19 protein-coding genes are annotated in these 17,521 nt (G+C 72.3%); 11 read left to right on the top strand and 8 right to left on the bottom strand.

The features are described from left to right. The first annotated feature begins 41 nt into the window (after positions 1 to 41). The 3 genes from ABZU53_RS17550 (at position 42) to ABZU53_RS17540 (ending at position 3,449) form a co-directional block, all read left to right on the top strand. Positions 42 to 2,108: an intein-containing Rv2578c family radical SAM protein gene (locus tag ABZU53_RS17550; protein ID WP_355066733.1), complete on the top strand. Its 2,067-nt coding sequence runs from the start codon at positions 42 to 44 to the stop codon at positions 2,106 to 2,108. Between the two features lie 26 nt (positions 2,109 to 2,134). After that, positions 2,135 to 2,542, top strand: a complete 408-nt coding sequence (locus tag ABZU53_RS17545; protein ID WP_355066732.1) for a CoA-binding protein — start codon at positions 2,135 to 2,137, stop codon at positions 2,540 to 2,542. A 166-nt stretch (positions 2,543 to 2,708) separates the two neighbouring features. Further along, the gene (locus tag ABZU53_RS17540; RefSeq protein WP_355066731.1) at positions 2,709 to 3,449 is read left to right on the top strand and encodes a hypothetical protein; all 741 of its coding nucleotides are present in this window, start codon (positions 2,709 to 2,711) and stop codon (positions 3,447 to 3,449) included. On the opposite strand, the gene ABZU53_RS17535 is transcribed toward ABZU53_RS17540, so the two are convergent. Then, positions 3,430 to 4,626 (bottom strand): acyl-CoA dehydrogenase family protein, encoded by a 1,197-nt coding sequence (locus ABZU53_RS17535; RefSeq protein ID WP_354855922.1) that lies wholly within the window; start codon positions 4,624 to 4,626, stop codon positions 3,430 to 3,432. The two genes, ABZU53_RS17540 and ABZU53_RS17535, sit on opposite strands and share 20 nt — an antisense overlap. A 176-nt stretch (positions 4,627 to 4,802) precedes the next feature. Here ABZU53_RS17535 and ABZU53_RS17530 point away from each other — a divergent pair, with 176 nt between their 5' ends. Then, a complete protein-coding gene (locus ABZU53_RS17530) occupies positions 4,803 to 5,339 on the top strand; it encodes a DUF4190 domain-containing protein (RefSeq protein ID WP_355066730.1) in 537 nt (178 codons plus the stop codon). A gap of 13 nt (positions 5,340 to 5,352) precedes the next feature. On the opposite strand, the gene ABZU53_RS17525 is transcribed toward ABZU53_RS17530, so the two are convergent. After that, a complete protein-coding gene (locus tag ABZU53_RS17525) occupies positions 5,353 to 6,258 on the bottom strand; it encodes an SDR family NAD(P)-dependent oxidoreductase (RefSeq protein WP_354855924.1) in 906 nt (301 codons plus the stop codon). A 117-nt stretch (positions 6,259 to 6,375) separates the two neighbouring features. Here ABZU53_RS17525 and ABZU53_RS17520 point away from each other — a divergent pair, with 117 nt between their 5' ends. Further along, positions 6,376 to 6,873 (top strand): DUF4190 domain-containing protein, encoded by a 498-nt coding sequence (locus ABZU53_RS17520; RefSeq protein ID WP_354855925.1) that lies wholly within the window; start codon positions 6,376 to 6,378, stop codon positions 6,871 to 6,873. 76 nt (positions 6,874 to 6,949) lie between these two features. Here the strand turns inward: ABZU53_RS17520 and ABZU53_RS17515 are convergent, their stop codons facing one another. Then, positions 6,950 to 7,906, bottom strand: coding sequence for a CoA ester lyase (locus ABZU53_RS17515; protein WP_355066729.1), 957 nt, complete (start codon positions 7,904 to 7,906; stop codon positions 6,950 to 6,952). 127 nt (positions 7,907 to 8,033) lie between these two features. Here ABZU53_RS17515 and ABZU53_RS17510 point away from each other — a divergent pair, with 127 nt between their 5' ends. Both ABZU53_RS17510 and ABZU53_RS17505 read left to right on the top strand, forming a co-directional pair. Then, entirely contained in the window at positions 8,034 to 8,858 is an 825-nt protein-coding gene (locus tag ABZU53_RS17510; protein ID WP_355066755.1) for an SDR family NAD(P)-dependent oxidoreductase, read from the top strand. Positions 8,859 to 8,867: 9 nt separating this feature from the next. Continuing rightward, positions 8,868 to 9,143 (top strand): hypothetical protein, encoded by a 276-nt coding sequence (locus ABZU53_RS17505; RefSeq protein WP_354855927.1) that lies wholly within the window; start codon positions 8,868 to 8,870, stop codon positions 9,141 to 9,143. Here ABZU53_RS17505 and ABZU53_RS17500 read toward each other — a convergent pair. From ABZU53_RS17500 to ABZU53_RS17490, 3 genes are all read right to left on the bottom strand, one after another. After that, on the bottom strand, positions 9,121 to 9,870 hold the full coding sequence (locus tag ABZU53_RS17500; protein WP_355066728.1) for a hypothetical protein: 750 nt from the start codon (positions 9,868 to 9,870) through the stop codon (positions 9,121 to 9,123). The genes ABZU53_RS17505 and ABZU53_RS17500 overlap by 23 nt on opposite strands. Positions 9,871 to 10,509: 639 nt before the next feature. After that, positions 10,510 to 11,034, bottom strand: coding sequence for a SigE family RNA polymerase sigma factor (locus ABZU53_RS17495; RefSeq protein ID WP_355066727.1), 525 nt, complete (start codon positions 11,032 to 11,034; stop codon positions 10,510 to 10,512). A gap of 97 nt (positions 11,035 to 11,131) precedes the next feature. After that, the gene (locus tag ABZU53_RS17490) at positions 11,132 to 12,073 is read right to left on the bottom strand and encodes a DMT family transporter (protein WP_354855948.1); all 942 of its coding nucleotides are present in this window, start codon (positions 12,071 to 12,073) and stop codon (positions 11,132 to 11,134) included. Positions 12,074 to 12,179: 106 nt separating this feature from the next. Between ABZU53_RS17490 and ABZU53_RS17485 the strand changes: the two genes are divergently transcribed. Further along, positions 12,180 to 12,905, top strand: a complete 726-nt coding sequence (locus ABZU53_RS17485) for an HAD-IA family hydrolase (protein WP_355066726.1) — start codon at positions 12,180 to 12,182, stop codon at positions 12,903 to 12,905. A gap of 15 nt (positions 12,906 to 12,920) precedes the next feature. Here the strand turns inward: ABZU53_RS17485 and ABZU53_RS17480 are convergent, their stop codons facing one another. Together ABZU53_RS17480 and ABZU53_RS17475 are read right to left on the bottom strand one after the other, a co-directional pair. After that, positions 12,921 to 13,451, bottom strand: a complete 531-nt coding sequence (locus ABZU53_RS17480) for a hypothetical protein (protein WP_354855950.1) — start codon at positions 13,449 to 13,451, stop codon at positions 12,921 to 12,923. Positions 13,452 to 13,463: 12 nt separating this feature from the next. Next, the gene (locus tag ABZU53_RS17475) at positions 13,464 to 14,339 is read right to left on the bottom strand and encodes a PhzF family phenazine biosynthesis protein (RefSeq protein ID WP_355066725.1); all 876 of its coding nucleotides are present in this window, start codon (positions 14,337 to 14,339) and stop codon (positions 13,464 to 13,466) included. A gap of 33 nt (positions 14,340 to 14,372) precedes the next feature. On the opposite strand from ABZU53_RS17475, the gene ABZU53_RS17470 reads away from it, so the two are divergent. From ABZU53_RS17470 to ABZU53_RS17460, 3 genes are all read left to right on the top strand, one after another. Further along, the gene (locus tag ABZU53_RS17470) at positions 14,373 to 15,659 is read left to right on the top strand and encodes a CBS domain-containing protein (protein WP_354855952.1); all 1,287 of its coding nucleotides are present in this window, start codon (positions 14,373 to 14,375) and stop codon (positions 15,657 to 15,659) included. Continuing rightward, the gene (locus ABZU53_RS17465) at positions 15,652 to 16,278 is read left to right on the top strand and encodes a DUF1003 domain-containing protein (RefSeq protein WP_234584336.1); all 627 of its coding nucleotides are present in this window, start codon (positions 15,652 to 15,654) and stop codon (positions 16,276 to 16,278) included. The genes ABZU53_RS17470 and ABZU53_RS17465 overlap by 8 nt, the downstream gene beginning before the upstream one ends. An 87-nt stretch (positions 16,279 to 16,365) precedes the next feature. Further along, positions 16,366 to 17,514 (top strand): Mrp/NBP35 family ATP-binding protein, encoded by a 1,149-nt coding sequence (locus ABZU53_RS17460; RefSeq protein WP_355066724.1) that lies wholly within the window; start codon positions 16,366 to 16,368, stop codon positions 17,512 to 17,514. The last annotated feature ends 7 nt before the right edge of the window (positions 17,515 to 17,521 follow it).

The raw sequence follows: 17,521 nt of genomic DNA, 5'->3' as shown, positions 1-17,521 counted from the left end.
GTCACTTGCGCGGGCCTCGTACACGTGTTCGAATAGTGCCCATGCGCTGGGACAACCTCACCGCTCCCCCGGTTGAGGGAGACCCCGAGCGGGCAGCGCCAGCGACGCCACCCCTGCCGCTGGCGCTGCCCGGCGCCATCGTGCGCACCTTCGACACCCCCGAGTTCGCCGGGATGACCTTTCACGAGGTGCAGGCCAAGTCCATCCTCAACCGGGTGCGCGGCCAGTCCCGCGTGCCCTTCGAGTGGACGATCAACCCGTACCGAGGATGCAGTCATGCTTGTGTTTACTGCGTATCGGGCGACACCCCCATTCTGATGGCGGACGGACGCACGAAACCGATCAGCGAGCTGGAGTCGGGCGACCGCATCTACGGGACCGAGCGACGCGGCGCCTACCGCCGATACGTCGTCACCACCGTCCTCGACAAGTGGTCCACCGTGAAACCGGCTTATCGCGTCACCCTGGAGGACGGGACGACGCTCGTCGCCAGCGGGGACCACCGCTTCCTGACGGAGCGAGGCTGGAAACACATCACCGGCGGCATGTTCGGCGCCGGTCAACGGCCCTACCTCACCACCAACAATCGCCTGATCGGCACTGGGGCGTTCGAGACAACTCCGAAGGCCTCCCACGACTACCGTCGCGGCTATCTCTGCGGCATGGTGCGCGGCGACGGAACCATAGGCACCTACGCCACAGGCAGGAGCTGGAGTCACCAGTTCCGCTTGGCGCTCGCGGACAGCGAGGCCCTCGATCGTACCGAGCGGTATCTGAAGGAAGAGGGCGTCGACACAAGCCGCACCTCCTTTGGCCAGGCCAGGCCCGACCGGCGGCCGATGGAGGCGATCCGCGCCTCGGGAAAGCAGAAGGTCGATGCAATCAGGGAGATCGTGCAATGGCCGCAGCATTCGACTCCTGACTGGCAACGAGGGTTCCTTGCTGGCATCTTCGATGCCGAAGGCAGTTGCAGCCAGGGCATCCTGAGAATCGCCAACTGCGACGATCAGGTCCTCAGCCACACGACGGAAGCACTGCGCGCCTTTGGATTCGCCACCGTCCTCGAGGACCGGAGGCGGACGAACCGCCTGCGCTATGTACGGCTGACCGGCGGTCTCCCGGCGCGGTTGCGCTTCTTCCACCTGACCGACCCGGCCATCACTCGCAAGCGTTCGATCGCGGGTGCCGCTCTGAAATGCAGGGCCGCACTCAGGGTTGTCGACATTCAAGCGCTCGGGCTGGAGTTGCCGCTGTGGGACATCACCACCGGCACCGGCGACTTCATCGCCAACGGAGTGGTCAGCCACAACTGCTTTGCGAGAAATACTCACACCTACCTCGATCTTGATGCTGGTGCGGACTTCGACCGGCAGGTGATCGTGAAGGTCAACGCCGGTGAGCTGGTACGGCGGGAGCTGGCCGCGCCGAAGTGGCGGGGCGCGCACGTGGCCATGGGCACCAACGTGGACTGCTACCAGCGGGCCGAGGGGCGTTACCGGCTGATGCCGCAGATCATCGCGGCCCTGCGCGACTTCGCCAACCCGTTCTCGATCCTGACCAAGGGCACGCTGATCCTGCGAGACCTGCCGCTGCTGCGCCAGGCCGCCGAGGTGACCAGAGTCGGCATCTCCTACTCGGTGGGCTTCGTCGACGAGCAGCTCTGGCGTGGCGTCGAGCCGGGCACGCCGCACCCGAGCCGCCGGCTCGACGCGGTCCGCCGACTCACCGACGCCGGCTTCGAGGTCGGGGTGCTGATGGCGCCGATCCTGCCCGGGCTGAGCGACGGCGACGAGTCGATCGACGCCACCGTGTCGGCGATCGCGGCCGCCGGGGCGACCAGCGTGACTCCACTGGCGCTGCACCTGCGCCCGGGCGCCCGGGAGTGGTACGCGCAGTGGCTCGCTCGGGAGCACCCGCACCTCGCGCCCCGCTACCGCGAGCTCTACCGGGCCGGCGCGTACGCCCCGCAGGCGTACCAGCGGGAGCTGACCGCCCGGGTGCGGATCGCGGCCCGCCGCCACGGGCTGCACCGGGGCGAAGTGGGTGACAACCGTCGGCTGCCCGAGCCGCCCCCACCGCCGGCCGCCGAGCAGCTGACCCTGCTCTAGCCAGCAGGCGGCGCTACAGTCGGCGGGTGCGCACCGCTCAGCAGATCCTCGCCGACTCCGCCGTCATCGCCGTCGTCGGCGCGTCGCGCGACCCGCGCAAGGCCGCGCACGGCGTGCCGTTGCAGATGCAGCAGTACGGCTGGCGGATCATCCCGGTCAACCCGACAGTCGACGAACTCTTCGGCGAGCGGGCGTACCCGACGCTGGCCGACATCCCGCACCCGGTGGATCTGGTGGACGTGTTCCGGCCGGCGGCCGACGCCGTGCAGGTCGTGCGGGACGCGGCGGCGATCGGCGCTCCGGCCGTCTGGCTGCAACTGGGCATCGTCTCGGCCGAGGCGCGACGGATCGCCGAGGCGGCCGGGATGGACTACGTCGAGGACCGCTGCCTCATCGTCGAGCGCGCCGCCGCCGGCCTGACCCGGCTCGGCTGATCCCGCGTCGGTCCGACGGGCTGGCCGACGGCCGGACGGACCGGAAGCCGTCGACAGGCCGGTGGGCACGACGTGAGCGGCCGGCATTGGCACGAACATCTCGTCGTCGAGCGCGCCGCCGGCCTGACCCGCTTCACTGGGTTCCCGGTGGTCGTACGCTGCGGGCATGGTCATCCCGCGGCGCGGCCGCGTACCGGCGCTGGGCGACGGGCTCTGGCCGCGCCGGATCCTGGCTCTGACGGCCGGGTTGGTGGTGACGGCCGGGGTCGCCGGTGGGCTGCTTGCGCCCCCTCGGATCAACCCGTCCACCGCCAGCCTGGCGGTCTGGTCGGCCATCGGCATGCGGTGGCTGACCGGGCGGTGGTGGCCACGGCGGACCGGGCATCTGCGCTGGCGGGAGCGTGCCTCCGGCCTGGACGCCGTCGAACCGGGCCTGGTGGCACGCCGGTCGCTCGCCGGGTGGGTCGACCTGGCGGCCGGTGCGACCACGCTGCTCGCGATCGGAGGGTGGCTGATCGCCAGCCTGCCCCCGCACGGCCGGTGGGTCGAACTGACGCGGCCGGTGCTCGCCGTCGGGGTCGCGGCCTGGCTCGGTCGTGGGGTCTACGAGGAGACGCGCTTCACCGGAAGGCTGGCGCTGACCGCCAGCGAGATCCGGCACGGCCGCCAGATCGTGGACTGGACGAACATCGACCGGGTCAGCCCGCACCGGCGCGACGGCCGGCTGAACGGGGTGCGGCTGCGGCCGGCGGTCTGGCAGTCGCTGCGGCCGGCGCCGGTGGTCGGCGGCCGGGACACGGCGGTGCCGGAGGACCGGCTGATCGCCGCGCTCGAGGACTACCGGTTCCGATCGCGGGAGCTGGCCGTCGAGCCGGATCAGGGGCAGCTCAGAGCTTGTACTCCTTGAGCAGGCCGCGGGAGATGATGGTCTTCTGGATCTCCGAGGTGCCCTCGCCGATGAGCAGGAACGGGGCCTCGCGCATCAGCCGCTCGATCTCGTACTCCTTGGAGTAGCCGTAGCCGCCGTGGATGCGGAACGCCTCCTGCACGACCTCCGCGCAGTACTCCGAAGCGAGCAGCTTGGCCATCCCGGCCTCGACGTCGTTGCGCTGGCCGGCGTCCTTGAGGCGGGCGGCGTTGACCATGAGGGCGTGCGCGGCCTCGATCTTCGTGCCCATCTCGGCGAGCTTGAACGCGATCGCCTGGTGCCTGGCGAGCGGCTGGCCGAACGTCTTGCGCTGCTGGGCGTACGCGACGGCCAACTCGAAGGCGCGGATGGAGATGCCGCAGGCGCGGGCGGCCACGTTGACGCGGCCCACCTCGATGCCGTCCATCATCTGGTAGAAGCCGCGCCCCACCTTGTCGGCGCCGCCGAGGATGGCCGAGTCGGGCACGGTCACCCCGTCGAGCACCATCTCGGTGGTCTCGACGCCCTTGTAACCCATTTTTTCGATCTTGCCGGGGATGGTGAGGCCGGGGGCGGTCTCGCCGAAGCCCGGCTCCTTCTCCAGCAGGAAGGTGCTCATGTTGCCGTACACCGACTCGGCGCCGGTGTCGGTCTTGACCAGGGTGGCCACCACCGAGGAGTACGCCCCGTTGGTCAGCCACATCTTCTGCCCGTTGAGCACGTAGCTGTCGCCGTCGCGGACGGCCCGGGACTTGATCGCCGAGACGTCGGAGCCGGTCTCCGGCTCGGACATCGAGAACGCGCCGCGCACCTCGCCGGTGGCCATCTTCGGCAGGAGGCGGGCCTTCTGCTCGGCCGAGCCGTGCTGGGAGATCAGGTACGCCACGATGAAGTGGGTGTTGACGATGCCGGAGATCGACATCCAGCCCCGGGACAGCTGCTCCACCACGAGGGCGTACGTGAGCAGCGACTCGCCGAGCCCGCCGTACTCCTCGTCGATGGTGAGGCCGAACAGCCCCATCTCGCGCATCCCGTCGAGGATGTCGGTGGGGTACTCGTCGGCGTGCTCCAGCCGCTGGGCGTGCGGGATGATCTCCTTGTCGGCGAACTCCCGGACGGTCTCCAGGATCGATCGCTGCACATCGGTCAGGCCGGGCGTCTGGGCGAGTCGGGCCATCTCAGCCTCCGGGGATCAGCGCACTACTCATGGGTAACTGAACGCTCGGTCAGTATCGGCCTCCGGGTCGGCAAGGCCAAGGTGACCAGTCCACACAACCGCTGTGAAAAGGTTCACCGCTGCGGGTACCGTCCGGCAAGAAGGACTTTTCCGGCACCGGCAGGAGGAGGACAGCCGTGAGCTACCCGCCACCGTCGGGCCCCCCGGGGGACGAGCCGCCGCCGTCACCCTACGAGCCACCCCGGGACCAGTCGCCGTACGCGCCACCGCCGGCCGGCCAGTCGCCGTACCCGCCGCCGCCGGACCAGTCGTCGTTCGGGTCGCCGGAACGCTCGCCGTACGGGCCCCCCGCCGACGAGCCGTCGCCGTACGAGCAGCAGAAGCCGCACCAGCCGGCGCACTGGGGGCAGCAGCCGCCGTACCCGCCGCAGGGCCCCTACGGCCAGTACGGCCCGCCGCCGTCCGGACCCGGTCGGGGCACCAACGTGCTGGCGATCCTGTCGCTGGTGTTCGCCTTCGTGTTCCCCCCGGCGGGCGCCGTGCTCGGCCACGTGGCCAAGCGACAGATCCGCACCAGCGGCGAGGACGGCGACCAGCTCGCCACCTGGGGGCTGATCCTCGGCTACGCCTTCACCGCGCTGACCCTGCTGGCCTGCTGCGGCTGGCTGGCGCTGGTCATTTTCAGCAACACCGGCGACAGCGGCGGCTACTGACCCGCCCGGCCGATCAGCGGAAGCGCGCCTCCCGGACGCTGTTGCCGCCGTCCACCACAAGCATCTGGCCGGTGATGTACGAGGCGGCCGGCGAGCAGAGGAAGCTGATGGCCGCGGCTACCTCGTCCGGGGTGCCCGGTCGACCGACCGGTGTGCCCAGGCCCTGCTTGATCTCGGCCATCGTGGACGCCGCCGTGTAGATGGTGCCGGGCGCCACCGCGTTCACGGTCACCCCGTCGGCGATCATCTCCATGGCCAGCGCACGGGTCAGCCCGACGACACCGGCCTTCGCGGCGGCGTACGCGGCCTCGGTGGGCAGGGCGTTGACCGGGCCAGCGGTGGCCGCCAGGTTGACGATCCGCCCCCAGCCCCGCTCGGCCATCCCGCCGATGAACGCGCGACTGCACAGGAACGCGGTGGACAGGTTGCGGTCGATCTCGCCGCGCCACTCGTCGTAGGTCAGCTGCGCGACGGGACGCAGCACCCCCTGGCTGGCCCGGCTGGCCAGACCGGCGTTGTTGACCAGCACCTCGACGTCACCCAACTGCTCGGCGACCGCGTCCGCCAGCGCGCCGACCTCGGACTCGTCGGTCAGGTCCGCGACGAACCCGGTCGCCCCCAGCTCACCGGCCCGCTCGTGGATGCGCCGGGTGGTGCTGACGATGGCCACCCGCGCCCCCAGGTCGGCCAGCCGCCGGGCGGTGGCATAGCCGATGCCGTCCGGGCTGCCGGCCCCGGTCACCAGGGCGACCCGACCGTCGAGCCGCATGGTCACCGGGTCCGTGAGTGCGACCGGTTCGTCGGGGCCGGGTGCGCCGGCCGGCGTGGCCGCCCGACCGCGGCGGCCCGCACCCGGACGGCTCACGTCCCGTCGCGGTCGGCTGCCGGAACGGTCCGCGGCGCGCGCGTCTATTGCCATGCCAGGGATCCTGCCCGTTACAACCGGCCCGAGCAACGCGGCACCCGGGAGCGGGGCCATCGGGTTTAGGCACCCCTGGCTACTCTGACGGCGCACCCGAGCCGACGGAGAGTTCGCATGACCAATCCCCCACCCCCCGGCGGTTGGACCGACCCCACCTGGTCGGCTCAACCGTCGAGCGCGCCGCCGGACCCGACCCTGGTGGCCGGCCAGCCGATACCGACCCAACCCGGCCCCGCAAACCCGTACGCGCCGGTCGACCCGTACGCGGGTGGGCAGCTGCCGCCGGGCGCGTACGCGCCGCCCGGCTACCCGCCGCACCCCGGTTACGGGTACCCGCCACCGCCGAAGACCAACGGGCTGGCCATCGCGGCGCTCGTGCTGGCCTTGGCCGGCCTGACCACCTGCGGCATCACCGCGCCGATCGGGGCGATCCTCGGCCATGTGGCGCAGAAGCAGATCCGGGTCAGCGGCGAGGGCGGCGAGGGAATGGCGAAGGCCGGCATCATCGTCGGCTGGATCGTCACCGCGCTGATGGTGCTGGCGATCGCGTTCTACGTCGTCGCGATCGTCTTCGCGGTCACGACGGGCGCCGGCAGCGACAGCAGCTACTGACTCGGTCGTCGGGTCCGCGTACCGCCGGCTGGTAGGCCGGGTCGGCAGCCGGCGGCGACCGACCCGGCCCGAGGCGTCACTGCGCCGGTGGGGTGAACGACGAGGTACGGCTCATCCCGGCGGCGCGGCCCTTCGCGGCGATGACCAGCGCCATCTTGCGGGACGCTTCGTCGATCATCTCGTCGCCGAGCATCACCGCACCGAGCTTGCCGCCGGCCTCCGAGGTGTAGTGCTCGTACGCGTCGAGGATCAGCTCGGCGTGGTCGTAGTCGGCCTGGGCCGGCTGGTAGATCTCGTTGGCGGCGTCGAGCTGGCCCGGGTGCAGCACCCACTTGCCGTCGAAGCCCAGCGCCGCCGAGCGCTTGGCCACCTCGCGGAACGCGTCGACGTCGCGGATCTGCAGGAAGGGGCCGTCGATGGCCTGCTTGTCGTGCATCCGCGCGGCCATCAGGATCCGCATGAGGATGTAGTGGTACGGGTCGCCCGGGTAGTCCGGGATCAGGCCGCCGACCACCAGCGACCTCATGTTGATCGACGCCATGAAGTCGGCCGGGCCGAAGATGATGGTCTCCACGCGCGGCGAGGCGGCCGCGATGGCGTCCACGTTGACCAGACCCGCCGCGTTCTCGATCTGCGCCTCGATGCCGATCCGGCCTACCTCAAGGCCGATCGTCTTCTCGATCTGGGTGAGCGTCAGGTCCAGCCACTGCACCTGGGCGGCGTTCTGCACCTTCGGCAGCATGATGCAGTCCAGGTTCGCGCCGGCGCCCTCGACCACCTCGATGACGTCCCGGTAGGTCCACGGGGTCGTCAGGTCGTTGACCCGGACCACCCGGGTCTTGCCGGCCCAGTCACCGTCGTTGAGGGCGGCCACGATGTTCTTGCGCGCATCCGGCTTGGCCAGCGGCGCCACGGCGTCCTCCAGATCGAGGAAGACCTGGTCGGCGGGGAGACCCTGCGCCTTGCCGAGCATCTTGACGCTGGAACCCGGCACGGCGAGGCAGGACCGGCGGGGACGACCGACTGCGGCCATGAATGCGCTCCTCTTCCAGCGATCGGCGAGCACGCCGACGCCACCTGACTCCGAAGAAAACTTAACGATCCCAAAGGGCGTGGTGACGTCACGGTAACCTCGCGCCATGACCGGGGTGAATGGACCTGTGGAAGATCTCACTGGGCGTCGGCTGGTGGTGGTGACCGGGGCAAGCTCCGGCATCGGGTTGGCCGCCGCGGTGAGCTTCGCGTGCCGCGGAGACCAGGTGGTGCTGGTCGGACGGGATCCGGCCCGCCTGCAGGCCGCGGCGGAACGGGTACGGGAGACCTCGGGCGAGCGTCCCGAGCTGTTCCGGGCCGACTTCGCGGTGCTCGACGACGTACGCGGGCTCGCCGAGCGGCTGCGCGACGCGTACGACCGGATCGACGTGCTGGCCAACAACGCCGGGGCCATCGCGCTCCAACCGCTCACCACCGTCGACGGCTTCGAGCTGTCGATCCAGGCCAACCACCTGGCCCCCTTCCTGCTGACCAACCTGCTCGCCGGCCGGGTGGGCCGGATAGTGGTGACCGCCTCGGGCGCGCACCGCTACGGCGGGCTCGACCCGGCCGACCTCAACAAGCCGCTGCGCCGTTACCGGTCGATGGCCGCGTACGGCACCAGCAAGCAGGCCAACATTCTGTTCGCCGCCGAGGCGGCCCGCCGCTGGCCGCACATCCCCACGCACAGCTTCCACCCCGGCGTGGTGCGTACGAGGTTCGCCAACGACAGCCGGATGGTCGCGTTCGGTATGCGGTTCCTGCCGTTCCGCAGCCCCGAGAAGGGCGCCGAAACGCTGGTCTGGCTGGCCAACCAGGATCCGGCCCGGCTCATCAACGGGGCGTACTACTACAACCGCCGGCCACGCCGGCCGTACCGCAAGGCAGCCGACCCGCAGCTCGCGGCCCGGCTCTGGGAAGCCAGCGCCACGGCCGTCGGCATCGACCGATAGCGTGGCGTCATGCTGACCCTTGTCGCAGTCGTCGAGTATCCGGCCGGGGCCGAGGCCGCCGGGCAGCGCTACGAGGACACCGTGCTGGCGCTGCTCGACCGGCACGGTGGCCGGCTGGAACGACGGCTGCGCGGCACGGACGGGCGGGCCGAGGTGCACGTGATCACCTTCGACGGGCGGGCCGGCTACGAGTCGTTCCTGGTCGACCCGGAGCGGGCCGCCCTGCGCACCGCCCTCGGCGAGGCCGCCCCGACCACCCGCGTCATCGAGGTGCACGAGGGCTAGGCAGGCGACGGCGGCCGCGCCACCGCCGCAGCCACCTCAGCACGGGCAGCGCCACCAGGACCACCAGCACGAACCCCGCCGCGAGCGCCCAGAACGGCAGCGGCCCGTAGTCGGGGCGACCGGATTCGCGTACCGCCCCGTCGATCGCCAGGTCGGCGGCGACCGACAGCTCAGTGATGCCCTCCGGGGTGCGGAAGAGCACCTCCGGCGCGAGCGCGCCCCGGCGCAGCGCCACGAGTTCCACCGCCTCCGTTCCGGGCTCGTGATACGGCCCCCAGGCCACGTCGTGGTCGTCCGGGCGGTCCACCGCCGCCGGACCCGGCACCCCCACCAACGCGACCGCCTCCTCCGCCGAGCGCCAGCCGAGCAGTTGCACGAACGTGCGGGAAGGCAGCGGGGGGAACGCGGCACCGGCCACGGGCGAACCGTCGACGGTGGACCGCAACGCCAGCGTCCAGGTGCGCCGGAAGGACGGCACCGGGCAGTCGTCGCAGGTGGACCGATCCAGGACCGCCACCGATCCGCCGTCCGGCGACCAGGACCCGGCCCCGGCGAGCCGGCCGCCGGCGAGCGGCAGCTTCCGGTACGGCTCGGCGACCCGATCGGCGCCCGCGTCGGCCACCCGAGTGAGCCAGACCTCGTCGCGGACCTGGAGGGCCAACTCCCCGCCGTCGGGCGAGAGCGCGGCCGCGCGTCCGGGCGGAATCCAGGCCGTCCCGACCCGCACCCACAGCACATCCGCGCCGAGTTTGCGGTCGTAGACAACCGACGTACGGGGTGCCGTAGCTGTTGGGCGGGGTGAACGTCGTGTCGTCCTCGGCGTAGACGAGACGCTCCCCGTTCGGCGCGAACGCGAGCGGGTAGCCGCCCGTGCGATCCGGGGTGAGCTTCCCGGTCCGCAGGTCGAGCAGTGTCGCACCGATCGAGGCGTACCGGCCGTCCGGAGACAGCATCGCCTCGAAGCCCGCGACGGCCGAACCGGCGTCCAGCACCCGGTAGCGGTCGGCGTCCGCGGCGAGCACACCCATCCGGGTCTCGAACCAATCGGTGCGCACGGCGGGACCGCCGAAGAGCATCGCCGCCGTGCCAGGTGCCGAGGCCCGCACCGAGGCGGTTCGCAGCGGCGGGTCGACGAGTCTGGTGGGCAGGCCGGGGGCGTCGTGCCTCGGGCCGGCGGGGATCGGCAGGGCGACCGGGCGCAGCGCGTACCCGGTGCCCAGGAGCAGGACCAGGACGGCGAGCGCGCCCGCGACGGCGGCCCGGCGACGGCGGTGCCGGGTCCGCGCCGCGTCGAAGAACCCCGCCGGTACGCGCGCGGGCGGCACGTCGTCGGCGAGGCGCCGCAGCGCTTCCGAGAGCCGGGCGGTCACCGTGCCACCTCCTGCGGGTCACGGCCGACAAGTTCGGCCAGTTCGGGGGCGAGTACGCGGAGTCGGCCGAGGGCGTGGCGGGTCTGGCTCTTCACGGTGCCGACCCGGCAGCCGAGCAGTTCAGCCGTCTCCGACTCGGTGCGGTCCTCGTAGTAGCGCAACACGAGGACCGCGCGCTGCCGCACGGTCAGCCGAGCCGACGCCGCCGACAGCACCAGCCGTAGATCGGCGTCGTCACCCGGACCGGATCGTTCCGGCAACGCCCCGCCCAGCCGCTCCGCCGGACGGGCCCGCCGCCAGCGCCACCAACTGGCGGCCTGGGTGCAGAGCACCCGGCGCAGATAGGCGGGCGGATCCTCGATCCGCTCCCAGCGCACTGCGACGCGAGCCAGCGCCACCTGGACCAGGTCCTCCGCATGGTGCCGGTCACCGGTCAGCAGGTATGCGAACCGGGTCAGCCCGGCGGTCTCGGCCCGGACGAAGTCGGCGAAGCCGTCCCGGGCGCGGTCCTCAGTCGTCAACGGATCGCCCTCCTCACCCGGACAGACGCCGGGCGACCCCGCCGCGGAGGGAACCCGTGTCCATGTTCCTCACGTCGTCGCGGCACGGTGTCGGGGATCAGTCGGCCAGCGGTGTCGGGTCGGCCGGCAGCGCGGTGGGTTCGCTGCGCCGGCCGCCGAGCACCACCGCGACCCCGACCAGCAGCAGCGCCATCCCGAGCAGCGCGTACGGGCGGGGCAGTTGACCCAGCCAGGCCCATCCGAGCAGGGCCGCGCCGGGCGCCTCCAGCAGGATCAGCACGCTCACCGTGGTCGCCGGGATCTTCTGCAGGGCGTAGTTGAACATCGAGTGCCCGAGCAGTTGGGCGCCGGCCACCAGGGCCAGGATGGCCAACCACGTACGCCCGTCGAACCCGGTCAGCCGGACGCCGCCGACCAGGCAGATGGCCAGCAGGATCAGCGCGCAGATCCCGTAGCAGATGGTGGTGTAGGTGGTGGTGCTGATGCTGGTCCGCGCGCGCTCGCCGAAGGCGGTGTAGACAGCGGCGAACAGGGCGCCGACCAACGCCAACACGTCGCCGAGGACGGCCCGGCCGGAGACGCCCACGTCCACCCCGGTGGCGACCGCCGCGCCGCCGACCGCCACCGCGATGCCGATCCAGACCACCCGGGGCAGCGGACGCCCCTGGGCGCGGGCGATCAGCCCCTGCCAGACCGGCTGGGTGGCGACCAGGGCGGTGGACGTGGCGACCGAGGTGAGCTGGGCGCTCGGCACCCAGGTCGCGAAGTGCCCGGCCAACGCGACCCCGGACAGTACGCAGAACAGTCCCTCCCGCCGGCCCGCGCCCACGGTCAGCCTGCGGAACTCGGCGCGCCGCCGGGCCAGCGAGAAGGGGCTCAGCACGGCCACCGCGAGCAGGTTGCGCCAGAACGCGATGGCCAACGCGGGAGCGGCGGCGTACGCGATCAGTGGCGCGGACGACGACACGGCGACCACGGCCAGCCCGACCGCGCCGGTGGTCAGCGGATCCAGGGTCGGCCGATGTGAAGGTGGGGGCACGGGACGTAATCCTCACACGTATGACGGTCAGCACCGAGGGTCATCACTCCGTTACGATCACGCGGTTCCGCGCCGGCGAACCTCGACCGCCCGGAGGCGTTCCCCCATGTCCAGCTACCAGGCGGTGCTGTTCGACTTCTTCGGCACCCTGACCCGTTCGGTACAGCGCGGTGCCGCGCACCTCGGCACCGCGGAACTGCTCGGCTGCCCCACCGACACGTTGACCGAGGTGCTGGACCGCACCTACTACGAACGGGCCAGCGGCCGACTCGGCAACGCGGAGGCGACCCTGCGGTGGGTGTGCGCCCAGGCCGGCGTACACCCCAGTGACCGTGCGCTGCGGGCGGCGGTGGCGTCCCGGCACCGGGCGATCCGCGCGGACACCCGGCTGCGGGCCGACGCGGTGCCCGTCCTGGCGGCGCTGCGCCAGCGCGGCCTGCGCACCGGCGTGGTCAGCGACTGTACGCACGAACTGCCGGCCTTCCTGCCGCAGCTCGCGATCGCGCCCCTGCTCGACGTGCGGGTCTTCTCCGTGCAGGTCGGACGCTGCAAGCCGGACGCGGCGCTCTACCTGACCGCGTGCCGTCGGCTCGGGCTCGCGCCGGACGAGTGCCTGTACGTCGGCGACGGCGGCAGCCAGGAGCTGACCGGCGCCGAACGGGCCGGGATGACCGCCGTGCGGCTGGCCGCGCCCGACCTGGCCGAGCACATGGTGTTCAACGCGGACCGGGAATGGCGCGGCCGCACGCTCGGCACCCTGCGCGAGGTGCTCGACCTCGCGGGCACCGCCGTGGGGGTCGCTGCCGTCGGGGTGGGTGGTCCGACGGGCTGACCGGCCGGGCGGCGGTCAGCGGCGGCGGACCCGGTGCAGGCGGAACGGCTTGCGGGTGGCGCGGACCGCCGGAGTCTCCCGAGGCTGCTCGGCCTGCGCGTCGGACGGCAGGCCGGCGCCGGTCAGCGGCTCGCCGGCCTGGACGAGTCGGTTCACCGCGCAACCCTCGGCGGCCCAGCGGGCCACCAGATCGGCGGTCGGGCCGGGCGCGTTCAGGCGCTTGGCCGCCACCAGCGGCGCGGTGGTGTCCCACGCGTCGGTGCCCGGTGCCAGCCGGGTCACCCGGGCCGGCCAGGTGACGATCCGTCCTCCGTGGTCGCCGCGCAGGGTGACCTGCGCCTCGGTCGCGTCGGCCAGCCCCGGCGCGGCCTGCTCGCCCGGCCCGCTCACCACGAAGAGCGCGCCCTCCAGCGGCGCGCACCAGAGCGCGAGCGCCGGGCCACCGGACACGCTGACCCAGGCCACCGCGGCCTTCTTCATCGCCTCGTCGACCAGCGGCGTGCCACCGGAGGCATCCTCGTCCGTCACACCCGCATTCTCCCGCATCGGCACCGTCACTCAGCCCACGAACGGCGGCACGGCGATCTCGCCCCGGGCCACCGGCATCACCTGACCGGCGACTGTCGCGCCGACGGCCACACCGTTCGCCGCGGTCACCGTGCAGGCCAGCGCGGATGGGCGGTTCATCTCGATGCCCTGGCGCACCGCGTAGTGCGCCAGACCCTCGCCCGGCAGCAGGCCGGTCGCCACCAGCCAGACTCCGAGCCCGAGCGCCGCCGAGCCGGTCGCCGGGTCCTCCGGAACGCCGAGCCCCGGCACGAAGACCCGGGCGTGTGCGGTTTGCGTGCCGGCGTCCCAGGAGAAGACGCTGACGTGCGCCACCCCGTACCGTTCCGCTGCCGCCGGGTTCACCCGCGCCCTGGCCACCGCATCCGGACGGACCGGCAGGTAGGGAAACTCCAGCCCGCAACCGGCCACCCGAGGGGCGGGCCCGGCATGGTCATGGTCGTCCGCGACCAGCCCGGCGATCTCCAGCAACGGCTCCGGGTCCAGCTCGGGGCCGAGGGTGGGGCTGCCTCCGGTGAGCGTCGCCCCGGTCGCGGTCACCTCGACCGGCAGCACACCCGCGCCGCACTCCTGGGTGACCTGCCCCACACCGAACATTCCGCGCCGACTCGCGGTGACCGCCGCGCCGACACTCGGGTGCCCGGCGAACGGCAACTCTTCGGCCGGAGTGAAGATGCGGGCCCGGTAGGTGGCCCCCACCTGGGTCGGTGGCAGCACGAACACCGTCTCGGAGAGGTTGAACTCCAGCGCGAGCGCCTGCATCTGCTCGGTGGCCAATGCCTCCGCGCCGAACACCACGGCCAGCGGGTTGCCGGCGAACGGGCGGTCGGTGAAGACGTCCACGATCTCGTAGGCCAGGGTCGACATGTTGATAAACACTAGGCGCTTAGGCTGGTGCCCGTGAGCACGCCGACCCGGGTCTACATCGCCCGCCTCGCCGGAGTCGCCGTCTTCGATCCGAACGGCGACCAGGTGGGGCGGGTCCGTGACGCCGTGGCACGGCTGCGGGCGACCAAGCGGCCCCCCGAGGTGGTGGGTCTGGTCGCCGAGATGCCGATGCGCCGACGGATCTTCCTGTCCATCAACCGCATCACCTCGATCGACGCGGACGCGGTGGTCCTCGGCTCCGGCACTCTCAACCTGCGGCGCTTCGAGAAGCGCCCGAACGAGCTGCTGGTGCTCCAGGAGCTGCTGGACCGGCGCGTACAGCTCGAACCGGGCGGCCAGCCCGGCTCGGTGGTGGACGTCGCGATGGAGTGCACGCGCGGCGGCGAATGGTCGCTCAGCCGGGTCGCGGTCCGCGAGCAGACCGGCCGGCTCACCCGCCGCGGCCACCTGCACCAGGTCGAGTGGGACCGGGTGCGCGGGCTCAGCGGCATCGCCGACAACCGGGGTACGGCGAACCTGCTCGCCGTCCTGGAGGACATGCGCCCGGCCGACCTGGCCAACGCGCTACAGGACCTGCCCGACGCGCGGCGCAACGAGGTCGCGGCGGCGTTGAACGACGAGCGGCTGGCCGACGTGCTCAGCGAGCTGCCGGAGCACGACCAGGTCGAGATCCTCGCCGCGCTGGACCGGGAACGGGCCGCGGACGTGCTGGAGGAGATGGACCCGGACGACGCGGCGGACCTACTCAACGAGCTGCCCCCACCGGAGCAGGACGTGCTGCTGGACCTGATGGAGCCGGACGAGGCCGACCCGGTACGGCAGCTGCTCAAGTACACCCCGGGCACGGCGGGCAGCGTGATGACCTCGGAGCCGGTCATCCTGCCGCCGGACGCCACCGTCGCCGAGGCGCTGGCGCGGATCCGGGAACCGCAGCTCTCCCCCGCCGTCGCCGCCCAGGTCTTCGTGACCCGGGCCCCGCAGAACACCCCGACCGGCCGCTACCTGGGCATGGTGCACTTCCAGGCGTTGCTGCGTGAACCGCCGGCCGACCTGCTGGGCAAGGTGGTGGTCAACGACATCGACCCGCTGCGTCCCACCACCCCACTACCGGAGATCACCCGCCGGATGGCCACCTACGACCTGGTCGCCATGCCGGTGATCGACCGCAGCAACCGGCTGGTCGGCGCCGTGACGGTCGACGACGTACTGGACCACTCGCTGCCCCGGGACTGGCGCGACCGGGACGCCCTGGCCGCCCCGGGCACCTCCGACGCGGCGCTGGACGGCGACGGTGGCTGAGCAGCGGCGCACGGAGCGGCTCGACCAGCCCCGCGAGCCCCGGGGCATCAAACTCCCCCGGTTCGACGCGGAGGCGTTCGGTCGCTGGTCGGAGGGCATCGCCCGGGGCATGGGCACCGCGAACTTCATCGTCGTCATGACCGTGGTGATCGCGATCTGGTTCGGCTGGAACACCCTCGCCCCGGCCGAGCTGCGCTTCGACCCATACACCTTCACGTTTCTCACGCTTGTGTTGTCGTTGCAGGCCAGCTACGCCGCGCCGCTGATCCTGCTGGCCCAGAACCGGCAGGCCGACCGGGACCGGTTGGCGCTGGAGGAGGACCGGCGGCGGGCCACCGCCCAGAAGGCGGACACCGAGTACCTGGCACGGGAGATCGCCGCGCTGCGGATCGCCCTCGGCGAGGTGGCCACCCGCGACTTCCTCCGTTCCGAGCTGACCCGGCTGGCCGAGGAGCTGGACGAGGCGGGGCAGCGCCGGCAACGCCTGGAGCGCCGGCAGCAGGAGAAGGACAGCCAGCAGGAGCGGCGCGCGCAGCGGGCGACCGACGGCCTGGGTCTGGACGAGCCGCGCGACGACCTGGACGGGGACTTCGCCCGCGACGCCCGGCCCGACCGCTGATCAGCGGTTCGGGTTCGCTCATCGTTTGGCTCACACCACTGTCGGCCAGCGGTCGGATCGGATGCCCCGCGACGTAGCATTGCGGGCATGTCAGCACCCGTGAGCACGGTCGAGGACGCGATCCAGGCCGCCCTGGCCACCGTCAACGACCCGGAGATCCGCCGGCCCATCACCGAGCTGGGCATGGTCCGCTCCGCCACGGTCGGCGCCGACGGCGTCGTACGCGTCGAGCTGCTGCTCACCGTCGCCGGCTGCCCGCTCAAGGACAAGCTGCGCACGGACATCACCGCTGCCGTCGCGGCGGTGCCCAGCGTGACCGGCGTGGAGATCGACTTCGGTGTGATGAGCCCCGAGCAGCGGCAGTCGCTGCAGTCGCAGCTGCGCGGCGGTGGCGCCAGCGAGGAGCCGGTGATCCCGTTCGCCCAGCCCGGCTCGCGCACCCGGGTGTACGCGGTGGCCAGCGGCAAGGGTGGTGTCGGCAAGTCCAGCGTGACGGTCAACCTGGCGGCGGCGCTCGCCGCCCGTGGGCTCTCCGTGGGCGTGGTCGACGCGGACATCTACGGCCACTCGGTGCCCCGGATGCTCGGCGCGGACGGCCGACCGACCCGCGTCGAAGACATGATCATGCCGCCGCAGTCGCACGGCGTGAAGGTCATCTCGATCGGCATGTTCACCTCGGGCAACGCGGCCGTGGTGTGGCGCGGCCCGATGCTGCACCGGGCGTTGCAGCAGTTCCTGGCCGACGTCTACTGGGGCGACCTGGACGTGCTTTTGCTCGACCTGCCCCCGGGCACCGGCGACGTGGCCATCTCGCTGGCCCAGTTGCTGCCCAACTCGGAGATCCTGATCGTGACCACCCCGCAGACCGCCGCCGCCGAGGTGGCGGAGCGGGCGGGTGCGATCGCCCTGCAGACCCACCAGCGGGTGGTCGGTGTCATCGAGAACATGTCCTGGCTGGAGCTGCCGGACGGCTCCCGGATGGAGATCTTCGGCGCCGGCGGTGGCACGGCTGTCGCCGAGTCGCTGAGCCGGACCATCGGCGCCCAGGTGCCGCTGCTCGGTCAGATCCCGCTGGACACCCGGGTCCGCGAGGCCGGCGACGCCGGCACCCCGATCGTGCTGGCCGAGCCGGAGTCCCCGGCCGCGCAGGCGCTCGGCACGATCGCCGACCGGCTCGCGCTGCGCCGCGAGTCGCTGCTCGGCAAGCCGCTCGGCCTCAAGCCGGCCGGGCGCTGACCCCCCG

This window comes from Micromonospora sp. NPDC005194 (assembly GCF_040608335.1).
Lineage (GTDB): Bacteria > Actinomycetota > Actinomycetes > Mycobacteriales > Micromonosporaceae > Micromonospora.
Note: the sequence above shows the minus strand (reverse complement) of the source record. Positions and strands in the feature narration are given on the sequence as shown.